This window comes from Alkalibaculum bacchi (genome assembly GCF_003317055.1).
In the GTDB taxonomy this organism is placed as follows: Bacteria; Bacillota; Clostridia; order Eubacteriales; family Alkalibacteraceae; genus Alkalibaculum; species Alkalibaculum bacchi.
Genome location: NZ_QNRX01000002.1, coordinates 242,437 through 257,561, shown reverse-complemented (window position 1 = coordinate 257,561; position 15,125 = coordinate 242,437). Strand labels below are relative to the sequence as shown.

The window sequence follows — 15,125 nt, the reverse complement described above, 5'->3', positions numbered from 1 at the left end:
CATAATTCAATATTATGAAAAGAATTCCCCCGTAACATATCCCTACGAATATGTTGCTCAAGGTTTAGAATTAGAAAAATTTGTAGATATCGTTATATTAGAAGCAAAGGCTGAAGGTGTCAGGGCAGATATAGCCTTTGCACAAATCATATTAGAGACAAATTGGTTTACATTTAGTCAACAAGCAGATATAACCAAAAATAACTTTGGAGGGCTCAAGGATGAGAATGGAAACTATTTATCTTTTCAATCCATAGAAGAAGGAATAAGAGCGAATATTCAGCTTTTAAAGGGAGATGCAAGTACTGAATCATTAAATCAAGAAAAAATTAAACAGCATCTAGAACAAATGGTAAATACACAGATTGGAGTAGCAACGGAGGAACAATTAGAGAAAAATGATTCCTTAGAGGAATCTAATGCTACAAGTTTACTTAATACAGAAATAATTAAAATGGAAGATAATCCATCTCCAGAAGCTATAAAACAGATCGAAGATGTAAGTACTCAAAAGCAAATATCACAAAATATACCGACCAATGTTGCAGAGCAAAATATAACAATGAATAGTGTGTCCCAGGTAATTGAAGCTCAACCAGCAGAAGTAAAAACATTAACTATAGATGGAACAGGGTATGCCGGAGTGAGTCATAGGATAAGATCTTATGGAACAAGTGAAAATGGAGTTTTGTATCAATTTTGGGTAAAAGATTTAAGTGAGAACAAATGGATGATGATTCAAGACTATAACAAAAGCAGTGCTCAATGGATACCTACCAAGCCAGGGAAATACTTATATGGCGTACATATCAAGGATGAAATGAGTAGTGAAAGATTAGATGCACATTCATATAAGGAGATAATAATTAAGGAGATACCAGCAGAAGTAAAAACCTTAAGCATAGAAGGACCTGAGTATGTAGGCGGGAGTCACAGAATAAGGTCATATGGAACAACTACTAATGGAGTAGTATATCAGTTTTGGATAAAAGATTTAAGTGAGAACAAATGGAGTATGATTCAAGACTACAGTAAAAGTAGTGCTGTGTGGACACCAACAAAATCAGGTAAGTATTTATATGGAGTACATATCAAGGATAAAAAGAGTACTGAGAAATTGGAGGCTTATTTATATAAAGAGATAACAATTGAACCTGCGAAAGTGAAAACTTTAAGCATAGACGGTCCAGGATATGTAGGAGGAAGTCATAAAATAAGCTCCTATGGAACAAGTGTGAATGGAGTCTTATATCAATTTTGGGTAAAGGATTTAAGTGAGAATAAATGGAGTATGATCCAAGACTATAGTAAAAGCAGCGCCACATGGATTCCTGAAAATTCTGGAGAATATTGGTATGGCGTACATATCAAGGATGAAGGTAGTAATGAAAAGTTGGACACGCATTTATATAAAAGAATAACTATTAGAGAGGCAATAATTAACAGTTTAGCTATTCAAAATAAAGGGTATGTGCGAGATGAACTAAAAGTAAATGCAGGTGGTTTAAGCGCGAATGGAGTCTTGTATCAGTTTTGGATAAAAGATTTAGGTGAGAATAAATGGTCTATGATTCAAGACTATAGTAAAAGTAGTAGTGCAGTTTGGACACCAACAAAGCCTGGAAAATATTTGTATGGAGTCCATGTTAAGGATGAAAAAAGTGATAAAGAGCTAGACGAATATTTATATATAAGCATTGATATAGAATATAATATTGTTGATAAAGCATTATATTCTTATAAAGAACAAGGTATAGAATATAAAACGCGCTTACAAGATTATAATGTTATTGGAGATTATTTAAATTATGGAAAGACAGTAAAATATACTGAATCCACTAAACTTATATTTGATGATAATGGGATACCAAAAGTTAAATATGGTCAAGATTTCTATTATAATCCAGTGATCATTTCTCAATATGCGCTTACGAAGTATGGTCAGTATATAAATGAAAAAGGAGAAAAACACAAGTTAGATTTTCTAGCTGCCGTAGATACACTTATTGAGCTACAAGATGAAACTGGAGCTTTTAGATACGATTTTTCCTGGAAATACTACTTAACAGGTGAAACATATAAACCGGGATGGGTTTCAGGAATGGCCCAAGGACAAGCTTTAAATGCTTTATCAAGAGCATACAGGTTAAGTAACAATCCTAAATATTTAAAGGCTGGAGATAAAGCGGTAGAGTTTTTAATTACCCCTACTGACCAAGGGGGAACAATGTCTACATTAGAAAATCTGGATCCATCGCTTAAGGATTACATCTTTTTTGAAGAATATATTAGCACACCAAATAATTATACACTAAATGGATATATGTTTACTCTATTAGGATTATATGATTGGAAAATTATCACTAGTGAATATCGGTTAGAAGAAGAGAATCTTGCTGAAGAATATTTTGAGTCTGGGATTAAGACCTTAGAAATAATATTACCTTATTATGATATAGGAGGTTTTAGTGCATATGATTTAGGACATTTTAATTTTAATAAAGAACCACATATTAGTGAGAGATACCATGCAGTGCATATACAATTATTGCATGCATTAGATAGCGTAGAAAGTAATAAAGAGTTAAAAGAATATGAAAAACTATGGAGATTATACGTTGATGAATTAGAATAAAAGTATAAACTTAAAAATAAAGAATATATATTTGTTTTTAGAGATATAAATTTTATACATTAATTTAATAATAATCATAGACTAGGGGGAAGGTAGTGTACTCTAAACATTATTTTAGTAGAATAATTATTACAATATTTATTATGTGTTTGTTATTGATAAGTAATAATAAAACAACGGTTTTGGCAGCAAATCAGGTACCAATTATAGGAGAAACAGAAGCAACTAAAGGGCAGATAATTCAATATTATGAAAAGAATTCCCCCGTAACATATCCCTACGAATATGTTGCTCAAGGTTTAGAATTAGAAAAATTTGTAGATATCGTTATATTAGAAGCAAAGGCTGAAGGTGTCAGGGCAGATATAGCCTTTGCACAAATCATATTAGAGACAAATTGGTTTACATTTAGTCAACAAGCAGATATAACCAAAAATAACTTTGGAGGGCTCAAGGATGAGAATGGAAACTATTTATCTTTTCAATCCATAGAAGAAGGAATAAGAGCGAATATTCAGCTTTTAAAGGGAGATGCAAGTACTGAATCATTAAATCAAGAAAAAATTAAACAGCATCTAGAACAAATGGTAAATACACAGATTGGAGTAGCAACGGAGGAACAATTAGAGAAAAATGATTCCTTAGAGGAATCTAATGCTACAAGTTTATTCAATACAGAAATAATTAAAATGGAAGATAATCCATCTCCAGAAGCTATAAAACAGATCGAAGATGTAAGTACTCAAAAGCAAATATCACAAAATATACCGACCAATGTTGCAGAGCAAAATATAACAATGAATAGTGTGTCCCAGGTAATTGAAGCTCAACCAGCAGAAGTAAAAACATTAACTATAGATGGAACAGGGTATGCCGGAGTGAGTCATAGGATAAGATCTTATGGAACAAGTGAAAACGGAGTCTTGTATCAATTTTGGGTAAAAGATTTAAGTGAGAACAAATGGATGATGATTCAAGACTATAGCAAAAGCAGTGCTCAATGGATACCTACCAAGCCAGGGAAATACTTATATGGCGTACATATCAAGGATGAAATGAGTAGTGAAAGATTAGATGCACATTCATATAAGGAGATAATAATTAAGGAGATACCAGTAGAAGTAAAAACCCTCACTATAGATGGTACAGGTTATGTAGGGAGTAATCATAGGATCAGATCGTACGGAACAAGTCCAAATGGAGTTTTATATCAATTCTGGATAAAGGATTTAAGTACAAATAAATGGACAATGATACAAGACTATAGTAAAAGTAGTGCTGCTTGGATACCTGCTAAGCCAGGGAAGTATTTATACGGAGTACATATTAAGGACGAAAAAAGTCAAGAAAAGTTAGATGCCCATTTGTATAAGGAAATAACGATTAAAGAGATACCTACAGAAGTAATAAGCTTAGCTATAGAAGGTACAGGTTATGTAAAAGAACAACATATAATAAGATCTAGTGGTACAAGTCGAAACGGAGTGTTATATCAGTTTTGGATAAAAGATCTAAGTGAAAATAGATGGATTATGATTCAAGACTATGGAAGTAAAAGCAATACTATATGGATGCCGGAAAAACCAGGGGATTATCTATATGGAGTACATATAAAAGATGAAAAAAGCACAAATAGATTAGATGCTCATATATATAAAGAAATAACTGTTAAAGAAATACCTACAGAAGTAACTAGTTTAGCTATTGATGGTACAGGTTATGTAGGAGAACAACATGTAATCAAATCTAGTGGTACAAGTCGAAACGGAGTGTTATATCAGTTTTGGATAAAAGATCTAAGTGAAAATAAATGGACTATGATTCAAGACTATGGAAGTAAAAACAGTGCTATATGGACACCAACGAAGCCAGGTAATTATCTATATGGAATACATATTAAAGATGAGAAGAGTACTGAAGGATTAGATGCTCATTTATATAAAGAGGTAACTGTAAGATCACCTATCACATATGTTTATACAAATTACAATCAAACCCTAATGGAGAATATTAACATTCAAATGACAATTAACCCTCAAACAGATTTGTATGGCGGTGGCTGGAAAACAGCAACATGGGAAGATACTGCTCAAAAGATAAACCCCAATAATTGTATAGATACAAATTTAATACTAGTCAGTAATAGTAGTGCTGAGGTAATGGGGGTTGGAAAAATTACTGCTAGTCCTCAATTGAATGTAAGGAATCAACCCACAACAAATAACAGCACAATAATCGCTACTGTTGATGAAGGCAAAGAATACACAATTACAGGACAATCAAATGGATGGTATAAGATTACTACTGAAACGGGTGTAACAGGTTGGATTTCTGGGGCTTACGTAGAAGTAAGTTATACAAACTTATCAAAGCTTACAACTTTAGAAATCAAAAAAGCATTATACGTGAGAAGTGAACCAACTACCGCAACCAATAACAATTTTGCTCTTGCTAGAGTTGGAGAAAAGTACACTATTCAAGGTCAAAGGAATGGTTGGTATAAAATTAAAGTAGGAGATCGATTTGGCTGGATTGAAATCTCAGATAATAGGGGTCTATGTATTTCAATTTTATCAAATCCCGTAACAAGTGTATCTTATCCTCTGCATACAACAGCAAACCAGATTTCTACTGAGATGTACCAATTTCTAGTTTTATCAGGAAGCTCAGGGATTTCTGTAGATGACCTGAGCAAAGAATTAGTCGGCAAAGGCATTCTTCAAGGAAAAGCTCAAGCGTTTATCGATGCAGGAAAGCGATACAATATTAATGAAGTATATCTTTTATCTCATGCATTATTAGAGACAGGTAATGGCAAGTCATCTCTAGCCAATGGGATTTTGGTGACCTCTGTTGATGGACAACCTGTAACACCTAAAGTTGTATATAATATGTATGGTATTGGTGCAGTGGATAGTAATCCTATAGGTGGTGGAACCGAATATGCATACAAAGCTGGATGGTTCTCACCAGAGGAAGCAATCATAGGAGGAGCAAAATTTATAGGGCAAGGTTATATAAATGAAGGGCAGGATACTTTATATAAAATGAAATGGAATCCATTAAATCCTGGCACTCATCAATATGCAACTGATATCGGCTGGGCTACAAAGCAAACAAAAAATATTGGAATGGTAATGGATATATGTGAACGATATGGCAGTACAAAGTTAATATTTGACATCCCAGTTTATAGATAGGCTGTAGTACTGAATAAAATAAATACCACATACTGTGTGGAAAATGTAATATAGATAAAATCCCTTGTGATGTCAATAAATCACAAGGGATTTTTGTACTCATATTTTTACAGTAAGTCCTTTGCAAATATAATTATAACAAGGTAAGTGCTTTACAACAGAATACCTTATACTAAACTCTCTAAAGTTTTAGTGCTCTAGTAGTATCAAGTGGCTAAAGTTTGTAGTAGTGGTTCCTTTCGATGGCAATATTCATCATTATTACAAATTGACATATTTTATGACAAATTATATAATTACCAATAGAAGAAACTTCATTGTTACGATTGAATCATGTAGTTTAGCATACATTTTTCCATTGATGATGTAGATGAACATGTATAAAGATCATGAATGATTCTATTAATTTTTGTTACATTTTAAGGGAGGAAAAAGTGGTTTATCATAGAAAAAACAAAAAAACATTACCTCGAATGATTATTTTGTGTATCATTTTGATGAGTATTATATTACCAATATCAGTATCAGCATCAGATTTTATACATATTATGGGAGAAACTCAAATAGATAAAAAAACAATAGTTCAGTATTATAAAGAAAATTCTCCTATTTCATATCCTGAGGAATATCTTAATCAAGGTGTTGGTTTAGAGGGGTTTGTAGATTTAGTTATACGAGAATCAAAAGCAGAAGGAATAAGATGGGATATTGCTTTTGCGCAAATTCTAGTAGAAACAGATTGGTTTAAATTCAGTGATGAAGTGAATATAGCGCGGAATAATTTTGGTAGATTAAAGGACCAGGAAGGAAATTATTTATCTTTTCGTACCTTAGAAGAAGGAATAAGGGCCAATATTCAACTCCTTAAGGGATATGCAAGCGCTGAACCATTAAATAAAGAAAAGATCATTCCAACCTATGATTTAATCAACCCTAAAGGAATTGTTGTTAATGTAGAAGATTTAGGAAATGGGAATTGGTCTGAAGATTCTGAATATGGAGAAAAAATCAAGATACATCTACAGAAGATTATAAATATGCAAACTATGGAACAAATGGAGACAAAATTAGAAGTAGAATTAGAGGGTATTAATCAAACAGTAAATGTTGACTCTAAAAACCAAATAGCACAAAATATATATACGAGTACCAACAACGAGATACTAACGACAACTAGTGTATCTCAACCAGTAGAAGTAAAAACCCTAACTATAGATGGTACAGGTTATGTAGGGAGTAGTCATAGGATAAGATCCTATGGAACAAGTCTAAATGGAGCCTTATATCAATTCTGGATAAAGGATTTAAGTACAAATAAATGGACAATGATACAAGACTATAGTAAAAGTAGTGTTGCTTGGATACCTGCTATACCAGGGAAATATTTATACGGAGTACATATAAAGGACGAAAAAAGTCAAGAAAAGCTAGATGCTCACTTGTATAAAGAAATAATAATTGAAGGGGTACCAACAGAAGTAAGAACTTTAACTATAGATGGATCAGGATATACAGGAAGCAATCATAGAATAAGGTCTTACGGAACAAGCAATAATGGAGTGCTATATCAATTTTGGGTAAAAGATTTAAGTGAGAACAAATGGACAATGATACAAGACTATAGTAAAAGCAGCGCTATATGGATACCTACAAAGCCAGGGAAGTATCTATATGGAGTACATATTAAGGACGAGAAAAGCAATGAAAAACTAGATAAATACTTGTATAAGGAGATAGAAATTAAAGGGGTATCTGCAGAAGTAAAAACACTAACTATAGATGGATCGGGATGTGTAGGTGACAGTCATAGAATAAGATCTTATGGAACAAGCAATAATGGAGTCTTATATCAGTTTTGGGTAAAAGATTTGAGTGCAAACAAATGGACGATGATTCAAGACTATAGTAAAAGTAGCGCTACTTGGATACCCACGAAGCAAGGAAAGTACTTATATGGAGTACATATAAAAGATGAAAAAAGTAGTAAAATGCTCGATTCTTATTTGTATAAAGAAATGACTATAAAAGGATCTCTACATAAAAAAACAATTATGCTCGACCCAGGTCACGAAGGCAAATATCCCTTAGACCCAGGGGCTGTTGGAAATCGTCTGTACGAATATCAACTTAATAATAGTCTTACAAAAATGATTGCTAATAAACTAGAATCACAAGGTTATAATGTAATCTATACTCGTAATCCTAATATCGAAGGACCAGCTCCATTAAAAGAAAGAGATGAAAAAGTTAATTCTCTTATGCCAGACTTATTGATCAGTATTCATCATGATTCAAGTGTAAACCGCTCAGCAAGTGGTTACAGTATATTCTGGAGTAGCTATAGGTATCGAATTGATAAAAGTGGGATAGTTGTAACGGATAATGGTGTAGAGTATCCATTTGTTGATCAAATTAAGCGAATGGTAAATGGTTCAGAAGAGACATATATCGTTTATAATAAAAATGGGAAGAATGTTGAGAAAAATATTAACGATTCTGATGGTGCTATCATGGTTAGAGATAGGACATTAAGTACAGTTGCTAAAGAATCTCAAAGGTTCGCTAATATTTTGCATAGCAAGTTACAAACATTAGACTATATAGATCCAAGACCTAATCCAGTAAACAATAATAATATATACATCATAAGAGAAACGAATGTGCCAACTGTATTATTTGAAGGCGGTTTTATATCAAATTCTACAGAAGCTCAAAAAATTAATAACACTACAAATCAAAATAAATTTGCTAATAAAGTAGTTGAGGCAGTTAACGCATATTTTAAATAAAAACAAAGAAAATCCCTTAAGCATAAGGGATTTTTTTATTACTGAATTTCATTGCTAATTCCGGATACCGTAGAGGTAGGGATGTAATCAGACTCTTCGTAAATAAACTCATGTAAGTAGGTAACATTGTCAGAAAGGTTTCTTGGTTTTAAATAAAATGTTCCATCCCAGGTTCCTCCTTGAGAATACTTATCCAACGGTAGCCGAGTATTCTCCATGTCCTTTATACCAGAAGTGAAAACGGATGTAGCATAACTAACCATTTCATTTGTATTAAGGCTAGTCTCAATATAAGGTGATAGATTTTTAATGAGAGATAGTGCTTGTGCTAAAGAGCCATCATTTAATACTTTGTTAACAATGTTTTCTAAGACAGTTCTCTGCCTTTCAGTTCGTTCATAGTCACCATTACCTGCATAACGTATTCTGCTATATGCTAATGCTTGTCTTCCAGATAATGTTTGTAATCCTGAAGAAGTAATTTTTTTAGTAGACTTACCAGAAAAATTGTCAAATGATTTTATTACTATATTAAATTGTTCGATTTCGCTTTGTTTTACATCAATCTCCACCCCACCAACAGCATCTACAATCTTCTCCAATGCTTCAAAATTCACAGTAACATAATCCCTAATATTCATATCAAAGTTTTGATTAATCGTTTTAATTGCTAGTTCCGGTCCTCCATAGGCATAGGAGTGATTTATCTTGTCATATTTTTCACCAGGGATACTGACATATGTATCTCGCATAATAGAGGTTAGTTTTAGTTTTTTATGTTCTTTGTCTAATGTGCCAATCATAATGGTATCGGCTCTGCCACTATATCCTTCCTCTCGAGTATCAATACCAAATAATGCGATATTGACGATGTTTTCGTTTTTATTTAGCTCTTCTGAAATATTTAAATCATCTGATATCTCTACTTTGTCAATATCTCCTAGCAATACATTCGATACTACAAAAGCTCCTGATATACCTAGTACAACTAATATAAATATAAATGTGAGGAATTTTCTTAGGAAGCTTCCTTTTTTCTTTTTCTTTCGTTTTTTAGCCATATGTATTCTCCTTCTATAAATAATTTTTACATGATTTTATAAAACTAATTTTCACTTAAGTAGATGAGTTGTGTGACGAAAGATGTCGCTTAAACACTTATTTATTATAACATGATTTTCCTCAAGGGAATATTGAATTTGTAATGAGGATATAAAATTCGTGTAAAATAAAAATGATAAATATATGAAATATGTTAGAATGAATTAACAAAATTATAAATAGTAGATAAATTGTGGTAAAATGTTTTAGAAACATATTGAATATTTTATCAAGGTATTTAATAAAGTGTACAAATCACAAATGGAGGCAGTAATTATGATCTTGGTTACAGGTGGTGCAGGCTATATAGGGAGCCATGCTTGTGTTGAATTATTAAATGAGGGTTATGATATTGTAGTTGTGGATAATCTTTCTAATAGTAAGACAGAATCCCTTAAACGAGTGGAAGAATTGACGGGTAAGTCGATAAAGTTTTACGAAGTAGATATTTTAGATAGACAAAGCCTTGAACAGGTTTTTGATGAAAATAATATTGAGGCTGTCATTCACTTTGCTGGATTGAAGGCTGTAGGAGAGTCTGTTCAAATACCTCTAAGGTACTATCACAATAATATTACAGGCACTCTTATCCTTTGTGAAGTGATGGAGAAGCATAATGTAAAGAAATTGGTGTTTAGCTCATCTGCTACGGTTTACGGTGTTCCTGATACTGTGCCAATTTCAGAGGATTTTCCTCTTAGTACCACCAACCCCTATGGAAGTACTAAACTCATGATTGAGCAGATTTTAAGAGATCTTTATATTTCTGACAAAGAGTGGAGCATTTCTCTTCTTCGCTATTTTAATCCTATAGGAGCTCATGAGAGTGGGAGAATAGGGGAGGATCCTAATGGCATACCGAATAATCTGATGCCTTTTATTACCCAGGTAGCTATAGGCAAGAGGGAAAAATTAAGCGTCTTTGGCAATGATTACGATACTCATGATGGAACTGGTGTTAGAGATTATATTCACGTAGTAGACTTGGCAAAAGGGCATCTAAAGGCTCTTCAAAAGATAAAAGACACTACTGGTATAGAAGCTTTTAATTTAGGAACAGGCACAGGATACAGTGTGCTAGATATTGTAAAGAACTTTGAAAAGGCCAATGGTATAAAAATCCCCTATGAGATTACACCAAGACGCCCTGGAGATATCGCTCAGTGCTATGCTGATCCTACAAAGGCTAAAGTAGAATTAGGCTGGGTCGCAGAAAAGGGTATTGAGGATATGTGTAGAGATTCTTGGAATTGGCAAAAGAAGAATCCTAAGGGCTATTGATTGCTAAAATGCTTAAGGGTAGTAGTGAGAAATCTGTCGGGTGTGGACAATTGTCTTTTGTAATGTTATAATACCATATGTTAAAATAAATTAACAAAATATAGTAGATACAAATGAAAATAAAATAACTTTAGGTGATATATATGAAGCGAGTCATAACTTATGGAACTTTTGATTTATTACATGTAGGGCATATTAATCTTTTACGAAGAGCAAAACAATTAGGCGATTATTTAATTGTTGCAATCTCAGATGATGAATTTAACGCAATGAAAGGCAAAAAAGCTTATTATACTTTTGAAGCAAGAAAAACAATTTTAGAATCAATACGATATGTGGACTTGGTTATTCCCGAGCAAAATTGGGAACAAAAGGTCCAAGATGTTCAAAAATATAATGTAGATGTATTTGTTATGGGCGATGATTGGGAAGGCAAATTTGATTTTGTAAAAGAATATTGTGATGTAGTTTATTTGCCACGAACTGAGGGGATTTCAACTACAAAAATCAAGCATGATTTAAAAGATCAATTAAATAAATAAAAATTTAGGGATGCATTTTGCATCTCATTTTTTTAGATACTATATTAACTATAGTAGTTTCATTATGGGTGGAATAAAAGGAGAACATATTATTTATGAAAAGTAGAGATTTACAAGGCTTCGATAGAGCTACTTTGCAAACAAAATTTCAATTATCAAATATCATCTTTGATCAAACGAATGCTAATATTGCAAATACTATTAGCAAAAAAATTATTATCAAAGAGGCAACTGGTTTGCAAGTAGATGATCAAGAAATCGATACATATTATCTTGTTCACAATTTATATTATGAACAAAATAAGTATTTTGATGAATGCCTTTCGTCTATAAAAAATTATATAAAAAAAATATCTTATGAAACTTTTATTAAAGACAATGATCTAAGGGATGAGGCGGTATTGTTAAAAACGGATTACGAGCCTGTAAAGCATCCTTTTAATGAACAAGTATTAAATGGAGTGAATTACGAGATTACTCCAGAAAGAATCATCATTTCTTTAGAAAAAGATATTCTATTAGATAAAGTTTCCCTCTTGCTATTTGCTAAAGGGGAGTCTTTTTTGTACGAGGTAGAGGTAGTAGATTATAAAATCGTATGCGATTTGCATTTAGGTCTTGGTGTGAAAAAATACAAACTATTTCTATTAAATAATAATCAGATTTTTGACTTTCATTATGATAATCCTGAGGTTATATCTTTGCGCCCATTTAGCATCATGAATAAAAGGATTTTTCAGCTTTCATATGAAAACAAAGGTTTGTATCTGTCATCAAATCGATTAAAAAGTTATGTTACGATTGATGATGTCCTGTGGCAAGAGGAGGAAATTACTCTTCGTGCAAAAATAAATGTGGAAGACAGCCCAAATGAATGCTCTATGATTTTTAAAGGTAGAAAAAACAACAAAGTTGAAAAGGTAGAGGCTGAGATATTAGAGAATGGCTTTGTACAAGCTGTAGTACCTGTCAAAGAGTTTCTTGATGAACGATTTACAGATATTTATGTGCAAATACAATTTGATTCTACTGAAATACTATGTGTTTTGTCTAAAAAAGAATCTTATTTTGAAAAGAAATATAGGGTCCTCGAAAAAGATATTAGTATTGAGACAACGAAAGCGGGAAAAATTGTCCTTGAGGTAATCAAGGATAAATCTTGGATTACAAAAAGAATAAACAGTATTCGATATAATTTAATAAGATTAATGGTCAAAAAGCTAAATAGAGGTAATAAAAAGGTCATTTTTGAGAGTTTTGGAGGAAGGCAATACAGTGACCACCCCAGAGCCATTTACGAGTATATTCTTAAAAATTACCCACATATGAACTGCGTATGGAGTATAGAACCAGATGCTATTAAAATCTTTAAGGAAAATAAAGTCCCTTATGTAAAGAGATTCTCTCTTAGATGGTTTTATCGTATGGCTTCATCTAAATACTGGGTGTCCAATACGAGATTTCCCCTTTGGGTAGAAAAACCTAGAGATACGGTTTATTTGCAAACATGGCATGGAACGCCTCTAAAGAGATTAGGTACAGATATTGACGAAGTCCATATGCCAAGTACAAATACATTTAGCTATAATCGAAATTTTTACCGAGAATCTAGAAATTGGGATTATCTTGTCTCACCAAATTCCTTCTGTACAAATATTTTTTCTCGAGCATTTAGCATACCAAAGGAGAGCATTCTAGAAAGTGGTTCACCTAGAAATGACTTCTTAGTGCAGAATAAGAATAATATGGATACGACCAATGAAATAAAGAAAAAATACAATATCCCATTAGCTAAAAAGGTAATATTATATGCGCCAACTTGGCGAGACGATCAGTATTTTGAAAAATCTAAATACAAGTTTACAAATCCTATAGACTTAGAGAAGCTAAAGAACAGTATTTCTGACGAGTATGTCATTATTTTCCGCATGCACTATTTAGTTGCAGATAGCATTGATTTAACTGGTTATGAGGAGTTTGCCTACAATATTTCAACAGGAGATATTGCTCAGCTGTATTTAATAGCTGATGTACTCATTACAGATTATTCTTCTGTTTATTTTGACTATGCTGTGCTAAAGAGACCGATGATTTTCTTTATGTATGATCTTGAAGATTACAGAGATCGATTACGTGGTTTTTATCTAGATGTAGAGACAAGCATGCCTGGACCTATTGTTCAAACAAATGATCAATTAGTCTACGAATTGAAAAATATACGTGGTAATGATGAACGATTAGACAGATTTATAGAATCGTTTTGTAAGCTAGAAGATGGAAATGCAACGAAAAGAATTTGTGATTTCATCTTTAAAGACAATGAAACAGGTGATTGACCATGGATAAATTAAAACATGTAATAGCAAAAAATAGATTACTACGAAAGATCGCTATTACTCTTTTAAAAACTTTCCGTAGTTTTACTTATAATATTCTCATTAGAATATTGCCCGTAAATGACAAGTTGGTTTTATTCTGTAGTCATAAGGGTCAAGGATTTTCGTGTAATCCTAAGGCTTTATATAATGAAATGAGATATGATGAGAGATATAAGGATTTTACATTTGTATGGGCATTTAATAATCTAAAAAAGAATCGTATTGAAGGGGCTATAAACGTAAAATATAATAGCTTACAGTACTTTTATTACTTAGCTACTTCTAAGTACTGGTTCTTTAATGCAAAGATGCCTGTTTACTATAGGAAAAAAAGCAATCAAATATACTTGCAAACTTGGCATGGTACGCCTCTTAAAAGATTAGCTGCAGATATAGAGGTAGGAGATAATACTACTTTTTATCGAAGTGAGATGAGTTGGGAAGACATGGTAAATAGCTATGTGAAAGATTCTCAAAAGTATGACCATATGATCTCAGCTAATGAGTTTTCTTCTCAGGCTTTTACTAGCGCTTTTCGTTTAAAACCTGGTGTCATTATTGAGACAGGTTACCCACGAAATGATATCTTAGTAAATGGGAGCAAAGAATATATAGAAGAATTGAAAGAGAAATACAATATACCAAAGAATAAAAAAGTGATTTTATACGCGCCTACGTGGAGAGATAATACATATGACACAAAGGGGTACGTTTTTGAACTGAAAGTAAATTTTAGCAAGTGGTATGAAGCTCTTGGTGAGGAGTATGTGGTTGTTTATAAGCCTCATTATCTTATATACAATACAAAGAATAAAGAGCTGCCGCCAAACTTTGTTTATGATGCAAGTCATTGTCAAGATATCAATGATTTATATCTTATGAGCGATATTTTGGTTACAGATTATTCCAGCGTATTCTTTGATTATGGCGTCTTAAGGCGACCTGTCTTATTTTATATGTACGATTTAGAAGAATATAGAGATCATTTGAGGGGATTTTATCTAGATATTTATAAAGAACTACCAGGTCCCATATTGGAGAAGGAAGAAGAGCTATTAGATCAGATTGTTCATATTGAGCAGGTTCAAGAAGAATATGATAATCGGATGAATGCGTTTTACCAGAATTATTGTCAGTGGAATGATGGGAAATCGAGTAAAAAGGTATTAGATATTGTCTTTAGACAAGATAGATGAGGT

The 15,125-nt window shown here is 32.5% G+C and carries 8 protein-coding genes; 7 read left to right on the top strand and 1 reads right to left on the bottom strand.

Annotation, left to right across the window (positions count from 1 at the left end; translation table 11 throughout):
- From DES36_RS02540 to DES36_RS02530, 3 genes are all read left to right on the top strand, one after another.
- Positions 1-2,635, top strand: a 2,635-nt coding sequence (locus DES36_RS02540) for a D-glucuronyl C5-epimerase family protein (RefSeq protein ID WP_207657418.1), incomplete at its 5' end; no start/stop codon positions are given.
- A gap of 95 nt (positions 2,636-2,730) precedes the next feature.
- Positions 2,731-5,835 (top strand): glucosaminidase domain-containing protein, encoded by a 3,105-nt coding sequence (locus DES36_RS02535; RefSeq protein ID WP_113919644.1) that lies wholly within the window; start codon positions 2,731-2,733, stop codon positions 5,833-5,835.
- A 434-nt stretch (positions 5,836-6,269) separates the two neighbouring features.
- Positions 6,270-8,624 (top strand): N-acetylmuramoyl-L-alanine amidase, encoded by a 2,355-nt coding sequence (locus tag DES36_RS02530; protein ID WP_170128145.1) that lies wholly within the window; start codon positions 6,270-6,272, stop codon positions 8,622-8,624.
- A 38-nt stretch (positions 8,625-8,662) separates the two neighbouring features.
- Here DES36_RS02530 and DES36_RS02525 read toward each other — a convergent pair whose 3' ends face one another.
- Positions 8,663-9,685 (bottom strand): LCP family protein, encoded by a 1,023-nt coding sequence (locus DES36_RS02525; RefSeq protein WP_113919642.1) that lies wholly within the window; start codon positions 9,683-9,685, stop codon positions 8,663-8,665.
- Positions 9,686-9,998: 313 nt separating this feature from the next.
- Here DES36_RS02525 and galE point away from each other — a divergent pair, with 313 nt between their 5' ends.
- The 4 genes from galE (at position 9,999) to DES36_RS02505 (ending at position 15,122) form a co-directional block, all read left to right on the top strand.
- Complete coding sequence (gene galE, locus DES36_RS02520; RefSeq protein WP_113919677.1) at positions 9,999-11,006, top strand: UDP-glucose 4-epimerase GalE; 1,008 nt, start codon at positions 9,999-10,001, stop codon at positions 11,004-11,006.
- Between the two features lie 143 nt (positions 11,007-11,149).
- Positions 11,150-11,548, top strand: a complete 399-nt coding sequence (tagD, locus tag DES36_RS02515) for a glycerol-3-phosphate cytidylyltransferase (RefSeq protein WP_113919641.1) — start codon at positions 11,150-11,152, stop codon at positions 11,546-11,548.
- A gap of 95 nt (positions 11,549-11,643) precedes the next feature.
- Entirely contained in the window at positions 11,644-13,884 is a 2,241-nt protein-coding gene (locus DES36_RS02510) for a CDP-glycerol glycerophosphotransferase family protein (RefSeq protein ID WP_113919640.1), read from the top strand.
- Between the two features lie 2 nt (positions 13,885-13,886).
- Positions 13,887-15,122 (top strand): CDP-glycerol glycerophosphotransferase family protein, encoded by a 1,236-nt coding sequence (locus tag DES36_RS02505; protein ID WP_113919639.1) that lies wholly within the window; start codon positions 13,887-13,889, stop codon positions 15,120-15,122.
- The last annotated feature ends 3 nt before the right edge of the window (positions 15,123-15,125 follow it).

Bases quoted from the DNA above. Each gene is read 5' to 3' on its own strand.
- DES36_RS02525 (WP_113919642.1), bottom strand. From the start codon at position 9,685: ATGGCTAAAAAACGAAAGAAAAAGAAAAAAGGAAGCTTCCTAAGAAAA.
- tagD (WP_113919641.1), top strand. From the start codon at position 11,150: ATGAAGCGAGTCATAACTTATGGAACTTTTGATTTATTACATGTAGGG.
- DES36_RS02510 (WP_113919640.1), top strand. From the start codon at position 11,644: ATGAAAAGTAGAGATTTACAAGGCTTCGATAGAGCTACTTTGCAAACA.
- DES36_RS02505 (WP_113919639.1), top strand. From the start codon at position 13,887: ATGGATAAATTAAAACATGTAATAGCAAAAAATAGATTACTACGAAAG.